Genomic DNA, 17,786 nt, shown 5'->3' with positions numbered 1-17,786 from the left:
CTGAATGAACACAATGGGGACATGGAATGTGTGTCCCTTACACTGCGCGGCCGTTCAATCTGAGTGCCGCTTGAGACCTCATCTAGGCCTTGTGGCGCGCGTTTCAAGTCAATGAATTCCAGCTTTTTGAGCGCCGCCGGGCCTTGAAATTAGCGGCACTGTCGCTATGCGCGAGGCCCTTCGCGGCGCTTGCGCAGACCCCGCCCGCGCCCATCCGCCTGGCGCTCATCGAAAGCATGAGCGGCCCGTTCGCCAACACCGGCGAGGCGGTGTTCCGCAACCTGCTGTGGGCCGTGGAGCGCGTGAATGCGCGCGGCGGCATCAGGCTGCCGGGCGGCGCGCGGCCGCTGCAGCTCGACCGCTACGACAGCAAGGGGCAGAACGAGGAAGCGCTGTCGGCGCTGCGCGCCGCGATCGACGATGGCGCGCGCATCGTGCTGCAGGGCAACTCCTCGGCCACCGCGGCGGCCCTGATCGATGCGATCGACAAGCACAACGAACGCGACCCGCAGCGGCGCATGCTGTTCCTCAACTACGCGGCGGTCGAGCCCTCGCTGACCAACGAGCGCTGCAGCTTCTGGCACTTCCGCTTCGACGCCCATGCCGACATGCGCGTGGCCGCGCTGATGGACGTGGTGAAGGACGACGCCGCGCTCAAGCGCATCTACCTGCTGGGACAGGACTACAGCTTCGGCCAGGCGGTGCTGCGCGAATCGCGGCGCCAGCTCGGCACGCTGCGGCCCGACGTGGAGATCGTCGGCGACGAGCTGCATCCGCTGGGCAAGGTCAAGGACTTCGCGCCCTACGCCAGCAAGATCATCGCGAGCGGCGCGCAGGCGGTGGTCACGGGCAACTGGGGCAACGACCTCACGCTGCTCGTGAAGGCCGCGCGCGAGGCCGGCTTCAACGGCACCTTCTACACCTTCTACGGCAATGCGCTGGGCGCGCCCGCGGCCATCGGCGATGCCGGTATCGGCCGCGTGATCGCGGTGGCCGACTGGCTGCCGAATGTGCAGACGCCGCAGTCGGAGGCCTTCTACCGCGCCTTTCGCACGCGCTTTCCGAAGCCCGCGGACGACTACGTCCACATGCGTATGCAGCTCCTGATCGAGTCGCTGGCGCAGGCGCTCGAGCGCGCGGGCGGCACCGACACCGTGGCCGTGGCGCGCGCGCTCGAGCAGGCCGACGTCACGCTGTACGGCCAGCGCGGGCGCATGCGCGCGGCCGACCACCAGTTCCAGCAGCAGCTCGTGGTCGGCGTGATGGACAAGCAGGGCCGAGCGGGCGTGCAGTTCGACGTCGAGGGCTCGGGCTACGGCTTCCGCGTGATCAAGACCATTGCCCCCGAGCGCGCGGAGCTGCCGACTTCGTGCAAGATGAAGCGCCCCTGAAGGCACGAAGCGAAGACACGACGACAACGAAAGAAAAACACAGCATGCGCCAAGCCATCCACAACCTCGAAGCCTCCAAGATCCGCGAAGTCGCCAATGCCGGCCTCGGCCGCAGCGACGTGCTCGCCTTCTGGTTCGGCGAGAGCGACGAGGTCACGCCCGAAGTCATCCGCCAGGCGGCGATCGATTCGCTGCAGCGCGGCGAGACCTTCTATGCCCACAACCTCGGCCTGCCCGAGCTGCGCGCGGCGATCGCGCGCTACACCAGCAGCCTGCATCCCGCGGTCGATGCCTCGCGCATCGCCGTCACCTCGGGCGGCGTGAGCGCGCTGATGCTCGCGGTGCAGGCGCTGGTCGATGCCGGCGACGAGGTGGTCGCGGTGACGCCCGTGTGGCCCAACCTCACGGCGCAGCCCGCGATCCTCGGCGCGACGGTGCGCACGGTACCGCTGGTGCCGGTACAGGGCGAATGGACGCTCGACCTGCAGGCGCTGCGCGCGGCGGTCACGTCGACCACCAGGCTGCTGATCGTCAACGCGCCGAACAACCCGACCGGCTGGACGATGACCCGCGAGGAGCAGCAGGCCGTGCTCGACCATTGCCGCGAGACCGGCACCTGGATCCTCGCGGACGAGGTCTACGAGCGCCTGTACTTCGAACCCACGGCCAACGGCTGCGCGCCGAGCTTCCTCGACATCGCCCGGCCCGACGACCGGCTGGTGGTCACGCACAGCTTCTCGAAGAGCTTCCTGATGACCGGCTGGCGCCTGGGCTGGCTGGTGCTGCCGCCCGCGCTGGTCGAGGGCATCGGCAAGCTGATCGAGTTCAACACCTCGTGCGCGAGCGTGTTCACCCAGCGCGCCGGGGTGGCGGCGATCGAGCACACGGCCGAGATCACGCCGCGCGTGGTGGCGCACCTCAAGCACTGCCGCGACACGCTGGTGCCGTTGCTCGCGGATGTGCCGGGCGTGCAGGTGGCGCCGGCCAGGGGTGGCATGTACGCCTTCTTCCGGCTCGAGGGTTTCGACGATTCCTTCGAGGTGGCCAAGCGGCTGGTGGTCGAGGCCGGGCTCGGGCTCGCGCCCGGCAATGCCTTCGCCCCCGAGGGGCAGGGCTGGCTGCGCTGGTGCTTCGCCTCGAAGGATCCGCAGCGGCTGGTGCAGGGCGTGGAGCGGCTGCGCGGCTGGCTCGCGAAGCAGCAGGGCTGAATGTCGCCGAGGCCCGCGCCCGTCGACGCCGTGCGCGTCCGCGGCTCGGCGCTGCCGGGCCTGCAGACGATCGCGGCCGAATCGGCGCGCAGCTTTCCGCGCCACATGCACGACGTCTACGGCATCGGCGTGATCGACCGCGGCGGCCAGCGCTCGGCCAGTGGCCGCGGCGCGGTCGAGGCGGTGCGCGGGGACGTCATCACGGTCAACCCCGGCGAGGTGCACGACGGCGTCGCGCTGCGCGGCGAGGCGCGCGCCTGGCGCATGCTGCACCTGGCGCCCGCGTTGCTGGCCGATGCCGCGCCGGGCCTCGAGCTGACGCGGCCGGTGCTCAACGATCCGGCGCTGCGGCACGGGGTCGAACGGCTGTTCGCGCGCGTGGCCGAGGGCGCCGATGCGTTGGCGCTCGAGCAGGGCGTGCTCGAATTGCTGCGCGATGCACCGGGCGCGCTGGCGCCGGAGCCCGTGCCTCGCATCGCCTCCGCGTCGCTGGAGCGCGCGCGGGCGCGCATCGCCGACGACTGCGTGACCGCGCCCACGCTTGCCGAGCTGGCGCACGAGGCCGGCCTGAGCCGCTGGCAGCTGCTGCGCGGCTTCGCGGCCGCCTTCGGGCTGCCGCCGCATGCCTGGCTGCAGCAGTGCCGGCTGTCGCGCGCGCGCCGGCTGATCGCGCAGGGCCGGGCGCTGGCCGATGCCGCGGCCGGCGCGGGCTTCGCCGACCAGAGCCACATGACGCGGGCCTTCGTGCGCTTCCTGGGCTTCACGCCCGGGGCCTATGCGGCCGCGCACGGCGCCTGAGCCGGTCCCCTGCAATTTCGTTCAAGACCGCCGCGCCTCCGGCGGGAGACGCTCGCGCTTTCTGCAAATGAAAGGCGATAGCTATGTCGGAACGCGGCAAGGGGATGTGGCTGTGCGCGCTCGCGATGGTTACGGTCGGCAGCACGGTGGTCGCGAGCAAGCTGATCGCGGGCGGCCTGCCGCCGTTCACGGCGACCGCGCTGCGCTTCGCGCTGGCGCTGCCGGTGTTCGTGGTGCTGATGCGGTGGATGCGCGTGCGCTGGCCGCGTCCGGACCGGCACGATGCCTGGCTGCTGCTGTGCCAGGCGGCCGCGGGCAGCGTGGGCTACACGGTGCTGCTGATCCTGGGCCTGCGCTGGGCGCCGGCGGCCGACGCGGGCGTGGTGGCCGGCACCCTGCCGGCCATCGCCGCGCTGGTGGCGGTGCTCGCGCTGCGCGAGCGGCCCGGGCGCTACCTGATCGGCGGGATCGTGCTCGCGAGCCTGGGCGTGCTGGCGATCACGCTGCGACCGGGCGGGGAGGGTGGCGCGCGCACGCCGGCCGCGCTGCTCGGCAACCTGCTGGTGCTGGGCGCGGTGGCGTTCGAATCGCTGTTCATCCTGCTCAACAAGCGGCTGCGCGTGCCGCTGCCGCCGCTCGCGCAGTCGAGCGCGATGACCGCGCTGGGGCTGCTGCTGTCGCTGCCGCCCGCGCTGCTCGAGCGTGCCTGGCTGCAGGCGGTGCCGGCCGAGGCGCTGGCCGGTGTGGCCTACTACGCGCTGGTGCCGACCGTGGCGGGCTTCCTGCTCTGGTACGCGGGCGCGGCCCGGCTCAGCGGCGCCGAGGCGGCGCTGTTCACGGCGCTGATGCCGGTGTCGGCGCTGGCCCTCGCGGCCTGGTGGCTGGGCGAACCGGTGGGCTGGCCCCAGATCGCCGGCGCGGCCTGCGTGCTGGGGGCGGTGGCGCTGGTCTCGCTCGACGGGCGCCGCCGGGAAGGGGCGTCCGGGACGGCCGATGTATAATCCCAAGGCTTTGCATGCCGCAAGGCGCACGGTGAGCGCAGTTCCAGCACCCACCGCAAGTCAAACACCACCGGAACAAAGGAAAAACCAATGATCGCAGCCTCCATCAAGGCCGAAGTCGTCAAGGACAACGCCCGCGCAGCCAACGACACCGGCAGCCCCGAAGTGCAAGTCGCACTGCTGACCGCCCGCATCAACGAGCTCACCCCCCACTTCAAGACGCACGCCAAGGACCACCACGGCCGTCGCGGCCTGCTGCGCATGGTGAGCCGCCGTCGCAAGCTGCTCGACTACCTGAAGTCCAAGGACGCCGACCGTTACACCGCGCTGATCGCCAAGCTGGGCCTGCGCAAGTAAGCCGAATCGCATGAAAAAACGCCTGGGTTAGTCCGCTAGCTCAGGCGTTTTTTACTTCGCGAACCACTTTCGGGGTGCCCTACAGAGCGAAGCTGTGTCATTCCAGGGAAGTTCGAGCCGAGCTTCGCTGGAATGGCATCGTGTTCTGAGAAAGCCCTCCGAGATCCTGCGGATCTTCGATGATCTGCTACTAAAACAGGAGCAAACATGAGCCTCTTCAACAAAGTCACCAAGTCCTTCCAATGGGGCGACAAGACCGTCGTCATGGAAACGGGCGAAATCGCCCGCCAGGCCACGGGCGCCGTGCTGGTCGACATCGACGGCACCGTCGTGCTGGCCACCGTGGTCGCTTCCAAGAGCGCCAAGCCGGGCCAGGACTTCTTCCCGCTGACCGTCGACTACATCGAGAAGACCTATGCCGCCGGCAAGATCCCCGGCAGCTTCTTCAAGCGCGAAGCCAAGCCCAGCGAGCTCGAGACCCTGACCAGCCGCCTGATCGACCGCCCGATCCGTCCGCTGTTCCCCGAGGGCTTCCTCAACGAAGTGCACGTGGTGATTCACACCGTGTCGCTGAACCCCGAAGTCGACGCCGACATCGCCGCAATGATCGCCGTGAGCGCCGCCCTGTCGGTCTCGGGCATTCCGTTCGACGGCCCGATCGGCGCCGCGCGCGTGGGCTACATCAACGGCCAGTACGTACTGAACCCGGGCCAGACCGCGCGCAAGGATTCGCAGATGGACCTCGTCGTGGCCGGCACCGAAGCCGCCGTGCTGATGGTCGAGTCCGAAGCCCAGCAACTGGCCGAGGAGATCATGCTCGGCGCCGTGGTCTTCGGCCACGAACAGGGCAAGGTGGCGATCAACGCCATCCACGAACTGGTGCGCGACGCCGGCAAGCCGCTGTGGGTCAAGGAAGGCACCTGGGCGCCCGAAGCCAAGGACGAGGCCTTCATCGCCAAGGTCAACGGCCTGGCCGAGGAGAAGCTGCGCGCCGTCTACCAGATCCGCAGCAAGCAGGCCCGCACCCAGGCCCTGCGCGAAGCCAATGCCAGCGTCTACGAGGCCCTGAAGGCCGAAGGCGCCGAATTCGACGCCGGCAAGGTCAGCGACCTGCTGTTCGCGATCGAGGCGCGCATCGTGCGCAGCCAGATCCTGCAAGGCGAGCCGCGCATCGACGGCCGCGACACCCGCACCGTGCGCCCGATCGAGATCCGCAACTCGGTGCTGCCGCGCACCCACGGCTCGGCGCTGTTCACGCGCGGCGAGACCCAGGCGCTGGTCGTGACCACGCTGGGCACCGAACGCGACGCGCAGCGCATCGACGCGCTGGCCGGCGAGTTCGAGGACCGCTTCCTGTTCCACTACAACATGCCTCCCTTCGCCACCGGTGAAGTGGGCCGCATGGGCTCGACCAAGCGCCGCGAAGTCGGCCACGGCCGACTGGCCAAGCGCGCGCTCGTCGCCGTGCTGCCGAACAAGGAAGAGTTCCCCTACACCGTGCGCGTGGTGTCGGAGATCACCGAGTCGAACGGCTCCTCGTCGATGGCTTCGGTCTGCGGCGGCTGCCTCTCGATGATGGACGCCGGCGTGCCGATGAAGGCCCACGTGGCCGGCATCGCCATGGGCCTGATCAAGGAAGACAACCGCTTCGCGGTGCTGACCGACATCCTGGGCGACGAGGACCACCTCGGCGACATGGACTTCAAGGTGGCCGGCACGACCAACGGCATCACCGCGCTGCAGATGGACATCAAGATCCAGGGCATCACCAAGGAAATCATGCAGGTCGCGCTGGCACAGGCCAAGGAAGCGCGCATGCACATCCTCGGCAAGATGCAGGAAGCGATGGGCGAGGCCAAGGCCGACGTGTCGCAGTTCGCACCGCGCCTGACCACGCTGAAGATCAACCCCGAGAAGATCCGCGACGTGATCGGCAAGGGCGGCGCGGTCATCCGCGGCCTGCAGGAAGAAACCGGCACGCAGATCAACATCGACGAAGACGGCACCATCACCATCGCGTCGACCGATCCGGCCAAGGCCGAAGAGGCCAAGAAGCGCATCGAGCAGATCACGGCCGAGGTCGAGATCGGCAAGATCTACGAAGGCCCGGTCACCAAGATCCTGGACTTCGGCGCGCTGATCAACCTGCTGCCCGGCAAGGACGGCCTGCTGCACATCAGCCAGATCGCGCACGAACGCGTCGAGAAGGTGACCGACTACCTGAGCGAAGGCCAGATCGTGAAGGTCAAGGTCCTCGAGACCGACGACAAGGGTCGCGTCAAGCTGTCGATGAAGGCGCTGACCGAGCGTCCGGCCGGCATGGAATACAGCGAGCGTCCGCCGCGCGAAGACCGCGGTGACCGTGGCGGCGAGCGCCGTGACCGTGGCGACCGCGGCGACCGTGGTGGTGATCGCGGCGATCGCGGTGACCGCGGCGGCGACCGTGGCGAGCGCGCTCCGCGCTTCAACAACGACCAGCAGCAGCCGCGCAACGAGCAGGCTCCGGCCGGCGAGTCGCAGCAGCCGCAGGCTCCGCGCGAGTCGCAGGAGTAAGAAGGCCACGGCGGCCGCGGCATGCGCCGCGCGCCGCCTTTGCCTTTCCGATTGCTGAATGCGCCCGTCGCACGGGCGACTGGAGGCCAGGAGACCATGAAAGCCATTGAAATCGCTTCGTACGGCGCCCCCGAGGTGCTGCGCGTCACGGATCGTCCCGATCCGGTCGCCGGCGCGGGCGAGCTGCTGATCCGCGTGTCGGCCAGCGGTGTCAACCGCCCCGACGTGCTGCAGCGCATGGGCCACTACCCGGTGCCGCCCGGCGCTTCCGACCTGCCGGGCCTCGAAGTGGCCGGCGAGATCGTGTCGGGCGATGCCGCGGCATTGGCCGAGGCGGGCTTCGCGATCGGCGACCGCGTCTGCGCGCTGATCGCCGGCGGCGGCTATGCACAGCTGTGCGTGGCGCCGGTGGCGCAGTGCCTGCCGGTGCCCAAGGGCTGGAGCGACGTCGAGGCGGCTTCGCTGCCCGAGACCTTCTTCACCGTCTGGAGCAACGTGTTCGAGCGCGGCCGGCTGCAAAAGGGCGAAACCCTGCTGATCCAGGGCGGCTCGAGCGGCATCGGCGTCACGGCGATCCAGATCGCCAAGGCGCTGGGCGCGACCGTGATCGTCACGGCCGGCAGCGACGACAAGTGCGAAGCCTGCCTGAAACTCGGCGCCGATCACGCGATCAACTACCGCACGGCCGATTTCGTCGAAGTGGCGAAGTCGCTGACCGGCGGCAAGGGCGTGGACGTCATCCTCGACATGGTCGCGGGCGACTACGTGGCGCGCGAGGTCGAATGCCTGGCCGAGGACGGCCGGCTGGTGATCATCGCGGTGCAGGGCGGCGTCAAGAGCCAGATCAACGCGGGCCTGGTGCTGCGCAAGCGGCTCACGATCACGGGCTCGACGCTGCGTCCGCGGCCGGTGGCATTCAAGGGCGCGATCGCCAGGGCGCTGCGCGAGAAGGTGTGGCCGCTGCTCGAGAGCGGCGCGGTCAAGCCGGTGATCCACAGCACCTTCGCGGCGGCCGGCGAGCCCAGCGGCGCGGCGCAGGCGCATGCGTTGATGGAATCGAACCAGCACATCGGCAAGATCGTGCTGACCTGGTGACGAGACGAGCACGATGACGACCCACAAGAAACTGATCGCAGGGAACTGGAAGATGAATGGCAGCCTGGCTGCCAACGAGGCGCTGGTGACGGCGCTGCGGCAGGGGCTCGCGGCGAATGCGCCTGCGTGCGACATCGCGCTGTGCGCGCCCGCGCCGTATTTCGCGCAACTGCAGTCGCTGCTGGCGGGTTCGCCGATGGCGCTGGGCGCGCAGGACATTTCCGCGCAGGCGCAGGGCGCCTTCACGGGCGAGCAGTCGGCGGCGATGCTGAAGGACTTCGGTGTGCGCTATGCCATCGTCGGCCATTCGGAGCGCCGCCAGTACCACGGCGAGACCGACGATGCCGTGGCCGCGAAGACCGCGGCCGCGCTGGCCAACGGCATCACGCCGATCGTCTGCGTCGGCGAGACGCTGGCGCAGCGCGAAGCGGGCCAGACCGAGGAAGTGGTGAAGCGCCAGCTGGCGGCGGTCATCCACGTGAACGGCCACTGCATCAGCGAGATCGTGGTCGCCTACGAACCCGTGTGGGCCATCGGCACCGGCAAGACCGCCACGCCCGAACAGGCGCAGGCGGTGCACGCGGTGTTGCGTGCGCAACTGCATCACGCCGCGAGCGAGCACGCGGCCGGCATCAAGATCCTCTACGGCGGCAGCATGAATGCCGCCAACGCGGCCGAACTGTTGGCGCAAGCCGACATCGACGGCGGCCTGATCGGTGGCGCTTCCCTGAAGGCCCCCGACTTTTTGCAGATCATTTCCGCCGCCGCCCGCTGAAGCGGGCAGGGCAGGCATCAATTAGGAGTAAGAACGAATGAACGTGGTCCTCAACCTTCTGGTCGGCGTGCAGATGCTGTCGGCGCTGGTGATGATCGGGCTGATCCTGATCCAGCACGGCAAGGGCGCCGACATGGGCGCGGCCTTCGGCAGCGGCAGCGCCGGCAGCCTGTTCGGCGCCAGCGGCAGCGCGAACTTCCTCTCGCGCACCACGGCCGTGCTGGCCGCGGTGTTCTTCGCCTGCACGCTGCTGCTGGCCTACTTCAGCCACGCACGTCCCACGGGCGGCGGCAGCCTGCTGGAGCGTGCGGCCATCGGCGTGCCCGCTACGCCGGCTTCGGGTGCGGCAGGCCAGATTCCCTCGGGCCAGTCGGGCGCGGCGCCTGCCGCGGCACCCGCGAGCGCGCCCGCGGCTGGCGCGGGACAGATTCCCAGCAAGTAACTCTGATGTTTTCAGAGTGACCCGTAAGAAATGGCTTCATTTCAGGGTAAACTCTAAAGCTGTTCGGAAAGCCAAACCTCTTTGTAGGCACCTCATGCCATCCGAACAGAAAAAACCGCGGTCGTGGTGAAATTGGTAGACACGCTATCTTGAGGGGGTAGTGGCGAAAGCTGTGCGAGTTCGAGTCTCGCCGACCGCACCAAATCTCACCGACAGGACGCCTCATGAAGGTGCTTCTGTCGGTGGCAAGCGGTGAAAGCTCCCGATGAACCTCGATTCCTACCTTCCCGTCCTTTTGTTCATTCTGGTCGGGGTCGGCGTAGGCGTCGCTCCACAGGTCATCGGATACATCCTCGGCCCCAATCGGCCTGACGCAGCCAAGAACGCACCTTACGAGTGCGGCTTCGAGGCCTTCGAGGATGCGCGCATGAAGTTCGACGTGCGCTATTACCTGGTTGCCATTCTCTTCATCCTGTTCGATCTGGAGATTGCCTTTCTCTTCCCGTGGGCCATTGCGCTCAAGGAGATCGGTGCTGTCGGCTTCTGGGCCATGATGATCTTTCTCGCCATCCTCGTCGTGGGCTTCGCCTACGAGTGGAAAAAAGGCGCGCTCGACTGGGAATAAGGAAGCTACACGATGGCCATTGAAGGCGTTCTCAAGGAAGGCTTCGTCACGACCACCTACGACTCGGTGGTGAACTGGGCGAAGACCGGATCTCTGTGGCCGATGACGTTCGGTCTGGCTTGCTGTGCGGTCGAAATGATGCACGCGGGCGCGGCCCGCTACGACATCGACCGTTTCGGCATGCTGTTCCGTCCGAGCCCGCGTCAGTCCGACCTGATGATCGTGGCCGGCACGCTGTGCAACAAGATGGCGCCGGCACTGCGCAAGGTCTACGACCAGATGCCCGAGCCGCGCTGGGTGCTCTCGATGGGTTCGTGCGCCAACGGCGGCGGCTACTACCACTACAGCTACTCGGTGGTGCGTGGCTGCGACCGGATCGTTCCGGTCGACGTCTACGTGCCGGGCTGCCCGCCCACCGCCGAAGCGCTGCTCTACGGGATCATCCAGCTGCAGCAGAAGATCCGCCGCACCAACACCATCGCGCGTGCCTGAGGAATTGCCGAGATGACCGACTTTGCAATTTCTCCGGAGGCGCTGCAGGCGACTCTGGTGCAGACCCTGGGCGACAAGGCCCGGAGCGTGACCGTTGCGCTGGGTGAAGTGACTGTGGTGGTGGGTGCTGCCGATTACATCGACGCGGCACTGCTGCTGCGCGATGCGCCGGGCTGCCGCTTCGAACAGCTGATCGATCTCTGCGGCATGGACTATTCCGACTACCGCGAAGGCGAGTGGGAAGGCGAGCGCTACGGCGTCGTCTCGCACCTGCTGTCGGTGAGCCTCAACCAGCGCGTGCGCCTCAAGGTGTTCGCGCCCAGCGAAGACCTGCCGGTGGTCGACTCCCTGCAGCCCGTGTGGAACGCGGCGACCTGGTTCGAGCGCGAGGCCTTCGACCTCTACGGCATCGTGTTCGAAGGCCACGACGACCTGCGCCGCATCCTGACCGACTACGGCTTCATCGGCCATCCGTTCCGCAAGGACTTCCCGGTGTCGGGTCATGTCGAGATGCGCTACGACGAAGAGCAGAAGCGCGTGGTCTACCAGCCGGTATCGATCGAGCCGCGCGAGATCACGCCGCGCGTGATCCGCGAAGACAACTACGGCGGCGGACTCCACTGACATGGCCGAAATCAAGAACTACACCCTCAACTTCGGTCCCCAGCATCCCGCGGCACACGGCGTGCTGCGCCTGGTGCTCGAGCTCGACGGCGAAGTGATCCAGCGCGCCGATCCGCACATCGGCCTGCTGCACCGCGCGACCGAGAAGCTCGCCGAATCGCGCACCTTCATCCAGTCGCTGCCCTACATGGACCGCCTCGACTACGTGTCGATGATGTCCAACGAGCACGCCTACTGCCTCGCCATCGAGAAGATGATGGGCCTCGAGGTGCCGATCCGCGCGCAGTACATCCGCGTCATGTTCGCCGAGATCACTCGGCTGCTGAACCACTTGCTGTGGCTCGGCGCGCACGGCCTCGATTGCGGTGCGATGAACATGCTCATCTACTGCTTCCGCGAACGCGAAGACCTGTTCGACATGTACGAGGCGGTGTCGGGCGCGCGCATGCACGCGGCCTACTTCCGTCCGGGCGGCGTGTACCGCGACCTGCCGGACGTGATGCCGCAGTACAAGGTCAGCAAGATCAAGAACGCAAAGGCGATCGAGAAGCTCAACGAGAACCGCCAGGGCTCGCTGCTCGACTTCGTCGACGACTTCTGCAAGCGCTTCCCGAAGATGGTCGACGAGTACGAGACGCTGCTCACCGACAACCGCATCTGGAAGCAGCGCACCGTGGGCATCGGCGTGGTCACGCCGGAGCGCGCGCTCAACCTCGGCTTCACCGGCCCGATGCTGCGTGGCTCGGGCGTCGAATGGGACCTGCGCAAGAAGCAGCCCTACGACGTCTACGACCGCATGCAGTTCGACGTGCCGGTCGGCCGCACCGGCGACTGCTACGACCGCTACCTGGTGCGCGTCGAGGAGATGCGCCAGGCCAACAAGATCATCCAGCAGTGCGCGGCATGGCTGCGCGCCAACCCCGGCCCGGTGATCACCGACAACCACAAGGTCGCCGCGCCCGCGCGCGAATCGATGAAGGCGAACATGGAGGAGCTGATCCACCATTTCAAGCTCTTCACCGAAGGCTTCCACGTGCCCGAGGGCGAGGCCTATGCCGCCGTCGAGCATCCGAAGGGCGAGTTCGGCATCTATCTCGTGAGCGACGGCGCCAACAAGCCGTACCGCCTGAAGATCCGCGCCCCTGGCTTCCCGCACCTCGCCGCCCTCGACGAAATGTCGCGCGGCCACATGATCGCCGACGCTGTCGCGGTGATCGGCACGATGGACATCGTGTTCGGCGAAATCGACAGGTGAGAAAGAGCGAATGACTTCCTCTACCCATGACACTCACGCGGCGCCTTCGGCGCCGCTGAAGCCTGAGACCCTCGAACGCTTCGCGCGCGAGGTGGCCAAGTACCCCGAGGCCGGCAAGCAGTCGGCCGTGATGGCCTGCCTGGCGATCGTGCAGCAGGACGAGGGTTTCGTGAGCGCCCAGCGCGAGCGCGAGATCGCCGAGTACCTCGGCATGGCGCCGATCGCGGTGCACGAGGTCACGACCTTCTACAACATGTACAACCAGCATGCGGTGGGCAAGTACAAGCTCAACGTCTGCACCAACCTGCCGTGCCAGCTGCGCGATGGCGTCACCGCCCTCGTGCACCTCGAGAAGAAGCTCGGCATCAAGATGGGCGAGACCACGGCCGACGGCCTGTTCACGCTGCAGCAGAGCGAATGCCTGGGCGCCTGCGCCGATTCGCCGGTGATGCTGGTCAACGACCGCACGATGTGCAGCTTCATGAGCAACGACAAGCTCGACCAGCTCGTCGATGGCCTGCGCAGTGCAACCCCCGGGGAGGCTTCGTGATGACGCCCGATCAGGTTCTTTCGCAGTTCCGCGCCACCGGCGTGCAGACCTGCTTCCATGACCGCCACATCGGCGCCCAGATCTATGCCGGCCTCGACGGCACCAACTGGCATCTCGCCGACTACGAGGCGCGCGGCGGCTACCAGGCGCTGCGCAAGATCCTCACCGAGGGCCTGACGCCCGACCAGGTGATCGCCGAAGTCAAGGCCTCGGGCCTGCGCGGCCGCGGCGGCGCCGGTTTCCCGACCGGCCTGAAGTGGAGCTTCATGCCGCGCCAGTTCCCGGGCCAGAAGTACCTGGTCTGCAATTCGGACGAAGGCGAGCCGGGCACCTGTAAGGACCGCGACATCCTGCAGTTCAACCCGCACATCGTGATCGAGGGCATGGCCATCGCCGCCTATGCGATGGGCATCAGCGTGGGCTACAACTACATCCACGGCGAGATCTTCCAGAGCTACGAGCGCTTCGAGGAAGCCCTCGAGGAGGCGCGCGCCGCCGGTTATCTGGGCGACAAGATCATGGGCAGCACGTACAACTTCCAGTTGCACGCCGCCCACGGCTTCGGCGCCTACATCTGCGGCGAGGAAACCGCGCTGCTCGAATCGCTCGAAGGCAAGAAGGGCCAGCCGCGCTTCAAGCCGCCGTTCCCGGCCAGCTTCGGCCTGTACGGCAAGCCGACCACCATCAACAACACCGAGACCTTCGCGGCGGTGCCCTGGATCATCCGCAACGGCGGCCAGGCGTACCTCGAGTGCGGCAAGCCGAACAATGGCGGCACCAAGATCTATTCGGTCAGCGGCGACGTCGAACTGCCGGGCAACTACGAAGTGCCGATGGGCACGCCGTTCTCCAAGCTGCTCGAACTGGCCGGCGGCGTGCGCAAGGGCCGCACGCTCAAGGCCGTGATTCCCGGCGGCTCGTCGGCACCGGTGCTGCCGGCCGACATCATGATGCAGTGCACGATGGACTACGACTCCATCTCGAAAGCCGGCTCCATGCTGGGATCGGGCGCGGTGATCGTGATGGACGACAGCCGCTCGATGGTCGAGTCGCTCAAGCGCCTCTCGTATTTCTACATGCACGAATCCTGCGGCCAGTGCACGCCGTGCCGCGAAGGCACGGGCTGGCTCTACCGCGTGGTCGACCGCATCCACAACGGCCAGGGCAAGCCCAGCGACCTGCAACTGCTGGACTCCGTCGCCGGCGACATCATGGGCCGCACCATCTGCGCCCTCGGCGACGCGGCGGCCATGCCGGTGCGCGCCATGATCAAGCACTTCCGCCACGAGTTCGAAGCCTTGATCCCGGGCTACGTCCCGAAAGCAACGGTCCAGGCCTGAGCGCGAGAAAAAGACATATGGTTGAAATCGAACTCGACGGCAAGAAGGTCGAAGTGGCCGAAGGCAGCATGGTCATGCATGCTGCCGACAAGGCCGGCACCTACATTCCGCACTTCTGCTATCACAAGAAGCTCAGCATCGCGGCCAACTGCCGCATGTGCCTGGTCGACGTCGAAAAGGCGCCCAAGCCGATGCCGGCCTGCGCCACGCCCGTCACGCAGGGCATGATCGTCCGCACCAAGAGCGAGAAGGCGATCAAGGCCCAGCAGTCGGTCATGGAGTTCCTACTGATCAACCATCCGCTGGACTGCCCGATCTGCGACCAGGGCGGCGAATGCCAGCTGCAGGACCTGGCCGTGGGCTACGGCGGTTCCTCCTCGCGCTACGAGGAAGAAAAGCGCGTCGTGTTCCACAAGGACGTGGGCCCGCTGATCAGCATGGAAGAGATGAGCCGCTGCATCCACTGCACGCGCTGCGTCCGCTTCGGCCAGGAAGTGGCCGGCGTGATGGAGCTCGGCATGTCGCACCGCGGCGAGCACTCCGAGATCGAGACCTTCCTCGGCGACTCGGTCGACTCCGAGCTCTCGGGCAACATGATCGACATCTGCCCGGTCGGCGCGCTCACGAGCAAGCCGTTCCGCTACAGCGCCCGCACCTGGGAACTGTCGCGCCGCAAGTCGGTGAGCCCGCACGACTCCACCGGCGCCAACCTGATCGTCCAGGTCAAGAACAACCGCGTGATGCGCGTGGTGCCGCTCGAGAACGAAGACGTCAACGAATGCTGGATCGCCGACCGCGACCGCTTCTCGTACGAAGCGCTCAACGGCGGCGAGCGCCTGACGCAGCCCATGCTCAAGCAGGGCGGCCAATGGCAGCAGGTCGACTGGCAGACCGCGCTCGAGTACGTGGCCAACGGCCTCAAGCAGATCAAGGCCGACCATGGCGCGCAGAGCATCGGCACGCTGGTCAGCCCGCACAGCACGCTCGAGGAGCTGCAGCTCGCCGCACTGCTCACGCGTGAGCTCGGCAGCGACAACATCGACTACCGCCTGCGCAACGCCGAATTCACGGCCTTCGAAGGCATCCGCTGGCTCGGCACCTCGATCGCCTCGCTGACGCAGCTGCAGCGCGCCTTCGTCGTCGGCTCGAACCTGCGCAAGGACCATCCGCTGTTCGCGCAGCGCATCCGCCAGGCCGTGCGCAAGGGCGCCGCGCTCAGCGTGCTGACCTCGAAGCAGCTGATGGCCGACGCCGAAGCCTGGGCCATCCAGCCCGCGCAGGCCGCCATCGTCGATGCCGGCCAATGGATCGAAGTGCTGGCCGCCATCGCGACCGTGGTGGGCCAGTCCACCGGCGCCGCCGCGCCGCTGGCACCCGCCAACGAGCCCGACGCCACCGCGCAGGCCATCGCCGCGTCGCTGCTGAGCGGCGAGCGCAAGGCCATCCTGCTGGGCAATGCGGCCGCGCACCATGCGCAGGCCGGCAGCCTGCTCGCGCTGGCCAACTGGATCGGCGCGCAGACCGGCGCCAGCGTCGGCTACCTGACCGAAGCCGCCAACACCGTGGGCGCGCAACTCGTGGGCGCGTACCCGAAGAACGGCGGCCTCAACGCCAGCCAGATGCTCGCCGCCGGCTCCGGCCTCAAGGCCGTGCTGCTGCTGAACACCGAGCCGGTGTTCGACTCGGCCGCCGGCGCCGCTGCCGCCGACACCATCGGCAATGCGCAGATGGTGGTCACGCTGAGCCCGTTCAAGGCCAACCTCGAATTCAGCGACGTGCTGCTGCCGATCGCGCCGTTCACCGAAACGCCCGGCAGCTTCGTCAATGCCGAAGGCCGCCTGCAGAGCTTCCACGCCGTGGTCAAGCCGCAGGGCGAGGCCCGTCCGGCCTGGAAGGTGCTGCGCGTGCTCGCCAACCTGCTGGGCCTGCAAGGCTTCGCGTTCGAATCGACCGCCGACGTGCTGCGCACGGTGGGCGACAACGGCGCGCTGCCGGCCGATGCGCTGCGCAACGCCACCGGTGCCGCCGCGGCGGCCGACAACGGCGCGGCCGCGCCCGTGGTCGCGAGCATCTACCAGCTCGATTCGATCGTGCGCCGCGCGCCGTCGCTGCAACTGACCGCCGACGCGCGCAACGCGGGCCATGGCATCGGTGCCGCGCCCGCCAGCGCTCAGGCCGAGGAGGTGTCGGCATGATCGACGCCATTCACGGCTTCGGCCAGGGTCTCGTCGCCGCCGGCTGGTGGACCGGCGTGGTCTGGCCCGTCATCTGGACGCTGATCAAGATCATCGTCGTGGTCATCCCGCTGATGCTGGCGGTGGCCTACCTCACGCTGTGGGAACGCAAGGCCATCGGCTTCACGCAGATCCGCGTGGGCCCGAACCGCATCGGGCCGCTGGGCCTGCTGCAGCCGATCGCCGACGCGCTCAAGCTGATGACCAAGGAAATCATCCTTCCGACGGTCGCCAACAAGGGCCTGTTCCTGCTCGGCCCGATCATGACCATCATGCCGGCGCTCGCCGCCTGGGCCGTGATTCCCTTCGGTCCCGACGTCGCGCTCGCCAACATCAACGCCGGCCTGCTGTTCGTGATGGCCATCACCTCGCTCGAGGTCTATGGCGTGATCATCGCGGGCTGGGCCTCGAACTCGAAGTACGCCTTCCTGGGCGCGCTGCGTGCATCGGCCCAGATGGTGAGCTACGAAATCGCGATGGGCTTCTGCTTCGTCGTGGTGCTGATGGTCACCGGCAGCCTGAACATGAGCGAGATCGTGAACGTCCAGGGCAAGGGCATGTTCGCCAACCTCGGCGTCGGCTTCCTGTCGTGGAACTGGCTGCCGCTGCTGCCGATCTTCGTCGTCTACTTCATCTCGGGCCTGGCCGAGACCAACCGCCACCCCTTCGACGTGGTGGAAGGCGAATCGGAAATCGTCGCGGGTCACATGATCGAGTACTCGGGCATGAGCTTCGCGATGTTCTTCCTGGCCGAGTACGCGAACATGTGGCTGGTCTCGATCCTGACCGTCATCCTGTTCCTCGGCGGCTGGCTGCCCCCGTTCGAGTTCCTGAGCTTCATCCCGGGCTGGATCTGGCTCGGCGCCAAGACCTTCTGCGTGGTCACCATGTTCCTGTGGGTGCGCTCGACGTTCCCGCGGTTCCGCTATGACCAGATCATGCGTCTGGGCTGGAAGATCTTCATTCCCGTCACCCTCGTGTGGCTGGTCGTGGTCGGTGGCTGGATGCAGACGCCGTTCAACATCTGGAAATAACTGGAAGCGCCA

At 67.4% G+C, this 17,786-nt stretch carries 17 protein-coding genes and 1 tRNA gene; all 18 read left to right on the top strand.

Features of this window, described 5'->3' with window-relative positions; genetic code table 11:
- Positions 1-89 precede the first annotated feature (89 nt).
- The 18 genes from AC1HIL_RS25655 (at position 90) to nuoH (ending at position 17,774) form a co-directional block, all read left to right on the top strand.
- Positions 90-1,391 carry a branched-chain amino acid ABC transporter substrate-binding protein gene (locus tag AC1HIL_RS25655; protein ID WP_479670335.1) on the top strand — a complete coding sequence of 434 codons (1,302 nt, stop codon included), beginning with the start codon at positions 90-92 and terminating at the stop codon, positions 1,389-1,391.
- Positions 1,388-2,599 (top strand): pyridoxal phosphate-dependent aminotransferase, encoded by a 1,212-nt coding sequence (locus AC1HIL_RS25650; protein ID WP_479672441.1) that lies wholly within the window; start codon positions 1,388-1,390, stop codon positions 2,597-2,599. Before AC1HIL_RS25655 ends, AC1HIL_RS25650 begins: the two co-directional genes overlap by 4 nt.
- Complete coding sequence (locus AC1HIL_RS25645; protein WP_479670334.1) at positions 2,600-3,397, top strand: helix-turn-helix transcriptional regulator; 798 nt, start codon at positions 2,600-2,602, stop codon at positions 3,395-3,397.
- Positions 3,398-3,480: 83 nt separating this feature from the next.
- On the top strand, positions 3,481-4,398 hold the full coding sequence (locus tag AC1HIL_RS25640; protein WP_422096502.1) for a DMT family transporter: 918 nt from the start codon (positions 3,481-3,483) through the stop codon (positions 4,396-4,398).
- Positions 4,399-4,488: 90 nt separating this feature from the next.
- Positions 4,489-4,755 (top strand): 30S ribosomal protein S15, encoded by a 267-nt coding sequence (gene rpsO, locus AC1HIL_RS25635; protein WP_007837783.1) that lies wholly within the window; start codon positions 4,489-4,491, stop codon positions 4,753-4,755.
- Between the two features lie 207 nt (positions 4,756-4,962).
- Positions 4,963-7,308, top strand: a complete 2,346-nt coding sequence (pnp, locus tag AC1HIL_RS25630) for a polyribonucleotide nucleotidyltransferase (RefSeq protein WP_057592160.1) — start codon at positions 4,963-4,965, stop codon at positions 7,306-7,308.
- Between the two features lie 96 nt (positions 7,309-7,404).
- Positions 7,405-8,403 (top strand): NAD(P)H-quinone oxidoreductase, encoded by a 999-nt coding sequence (locus AC1HIL_RS25625; protein ID WP_261212613.1) that lies wholly within the window; start codon positions 7,405-7,407, stop codon positions 8,401-8,403.
- Positions 8,404-8,416: 13 nt separating this feature from the next.
- On the top strand, positions 8,417-9,178 hold the full coding sequence (tpiA, locus tag AC1HIL_RS25620; protein WP_296775879.1) for a triose-phosphate isomerase: 762 nt from the start codon (positions 8,417-8,419) through the stop codon (positions 9,176-9,178).
- A gap of 37 nt (positions 9,179-9,215) precedes the next feature.
- Complete coding sequence (secG, locus tag AC1HIL_RS25615; RefSeq protein WP_057592163.1) at positions 9,216-9,620, top strand: preprotein translocase subunit SecG; 405 nt, start codon at positions 9,216-9,218, stop codon at positions 9,618-9,620.
- A gap of 117 nt (positions 9,621-9,737) precedes the next feature.
- Positions 9,738-9,822 (top strand) — tRNA-Leu (locus AC1HIL_RS25610).
- Between the two features lie 63 nt (positions 9,823-9,885).
- A complete protein-coding gene (locus AC1HIL_RS25605; protein WP_012748607.1) occupies positions 9,886-10,245 on the top strand; it encodes an NADH-quinone oxidoreductase subunit A in 360 nt (119 codons plus the stop codon).
- A gap of 12 nt (positions 10,246-10,257) precedes the next feature.
- Positions 10,258-10,737 carry a NuoB/complex I 20 kDa subunit family protein gene (locus AC1HIL_RS25600; RefSeq protein WP_057592164.1) on the top strand — a complete coding sequence of 160 codons (480 nt, stop codon included), beginning with the start codon at positions 10,258-10,260 and terminating at the stop codon, positions 10,735-10,737.
- 12 nt (positions 10,738-10,749) lie between these two features.
- Entirely contained in the window at positions 10,750-11,361 is a 612-nt protein-coding gene (locus tag AC1HIL_RS25595; RefSeq protein ID WP_057592165.1) for an NADH-quinone oxidoreductase subunit C, read from the top strand.
- A gap of 1 nt (position 11,362) precedes the next feature.
- Positions 11,363-12,616 (top strand): NADH-quinone oxidoreductase subunit D, encoded by a 1,254-nt coding sequence (locus AC1HIL_RS25590; protein WP_057592166.1) that lies wholly within the window; start codon positions 11,363-11,365, stop codon positions 12,614-12,616.
- A 10-nt stretch (positions 12,617-12,626) separates the two neighbouring features.
- The gene (locus tag AC1HIL_RS25585) at positions 12,627-13,166 is read left to right on the top strand and encodes an NADH-quinone oxidoreductase subunit NuoE family protein (RefSeq protein WP_057592167.1); all 540 of its coding nucleotides are present in this window, start codon (positions 12,627-12,629) and stop codon (positions 13,164-13,166) included.
- Complete coding sequence (nuoF, locus tag AC1HIL_RS25580) at positions 13,166-14,506, top strand: NADH-quinone oxidoreductase subunit NuoF (protein ID WP_057592168.1); 1,341 nt, start codon at positions 13,166-13,168, stop codon at positions 14,504-14,506. The genes AC1HIL_RS25585 and nuoF overlap by 1 nt, the downstream gene beginning before the upstream one ends.
- 17 nt (positions 14,507-14,523) lie before the next feature.
- Positions 14,524-16,701 (top strand): NADH-quinone oxidoreductase subunit NuoG, encoded by a 2,178-nt coding sequence (nuoG, locus tag AC1HIL_RS25575; protein WP_479670333.1) that lies wholly within the window; start codon positions 14,524-14,526, stop codon positions 16,699-16,701.
- Positions 16,698-17,774, top strand: coding sequence for an NADH-quinone oxidoreductase subunit NuoH (gene nuoH, locus AC1HIL_RS25570; protein WP_057592170.1), 1,077 nt, complete (start codon positions 16,698-16,700; stop codon positions 17,772-17,774). The genes nuoG and nuoH overlap by 4 nt, the downstream gene beginning before the upstream one ends.
- Positions 17,775-17,786 lie beyond the last annotated feature (12 nt).

This window comes from Variovorax sp. ISS6, assembly GCF_056523145.1.
This window is presented reverse-complemented; position numbering and strand designations above follow the sequence as displayed.

What these genes read in the sequence shown, in the direction of transcription:
- AC1HIL_RS25590 (WP_057592166.1), top strand. Translation starts at nt 11,363, where the DNA reads ATGGCCGAAATCAAGAACTACACCCTCAACTTCGGTCCCCAGCATCCC.
- nuoG (WP_479670333.1), top strand. Translation starts at nt 14,524, where the DNA reads ATGGTTGAAATCGAACTCGACGGCAAGAAGGTCGAAGTGGCCGAAGGC.
- AC1HIL_RS25600 (WP_057592164.1), top strand. Translation starts at nt 10,258, where the DNA reads ATGGCCATTGAAGGCGTTCTCAAGGAAGGCTTCGTCACGACCACCTAC.
- AC1HIL_RS25640 (WP_422096502.1), top strand. Translation starts at nt 3,481, where the DNA reads ATGTCGGAACGCGGCAAGGGGATGTGGCTGTGCGCGCTCGCGATGGTT.
- nuoH (WP_057592170.1), top strand. Translation starts at nt 16,698, where the DNA reads ATGATCGACGCCATTCACGGCTTCGGCCAGGGTCTCGTCGCCGCCGGC.
- AC1HIL_RS25605 (WP_012748607.1), top strand. Translation starts at nt 9,886, where the DNA reads ATGAACCTCGATTCCTACCTTCCCGTCCTTTTGTTCATTCTGGTCGGG.
- AC1HIL_RS25645 (WP_479670334.1), top strand. Translation starts at nt 2,600, where the DNA reads ATGTCGCCGAGGCCCGCGCCCGTCGACGCCGTGCGCGTCCGCGGCTCG.
- AC1HIL_RS25595 (WP_057592165.1), top strand. Translation starts at nt 10,750, where the DNA reads ATGACCGACTTTGCAATTTCTCCGGAGGCGCTGCAGGCGACTCTGGTG.
- tpiA (WP_296775879.1), top strand. Translation starts at nt 8,417, where the DNA reads ATGACGACCCACAAGAAACTGATCGCAGGGAACTGGAAGATGAATGGC.
- AC1HIL_RS25585 (WP_057592167.1), top strand. Translation starts at nt 12,627, where the DNA reads ATGACTTCCTCTACCCATGACACTCACGCGGCGCCTTCGGCGCCGCTG.
- pnp (WP_057592160.1), top strand. Translation starts at nt 4,963, where the DNA reads ATGAGCCTCTTCAACAAAGTCACCAAGTCCTTCCAATGGGGCGACAAG.
- AC1HIL_RS25625 (WP_261212613.1), top strand. Translation starts at nt 7,405, where the DNA reads ATGAAAGCCATTGAAATCGCTTCGTACGGCGCCCCCGAGGTGCTGCGC.
- rpsO (WP_007837783.1), top strand. Translation starts at nt 4,489, where the DNA reads ATGATCGCAGCCTCCATCAAGGCCGAAGTCGTCAAGGACAACGCCCGC.
- nuoF (WP_057592168.1), top strand. Translation starts at nt 13,166, where the DNA reads ATGACGCCCGATCAGGTTCTTTCGCAGTTCCGCGCCACCGGCGTGCAG.
- secG (WP_057592163.1), top strand. Translation starts at nt 9,216, where the DNA reads ATGAACGTGGTCCTCAACCTTCTGGTCGGCGTGCAGATGCTGTCGGCG.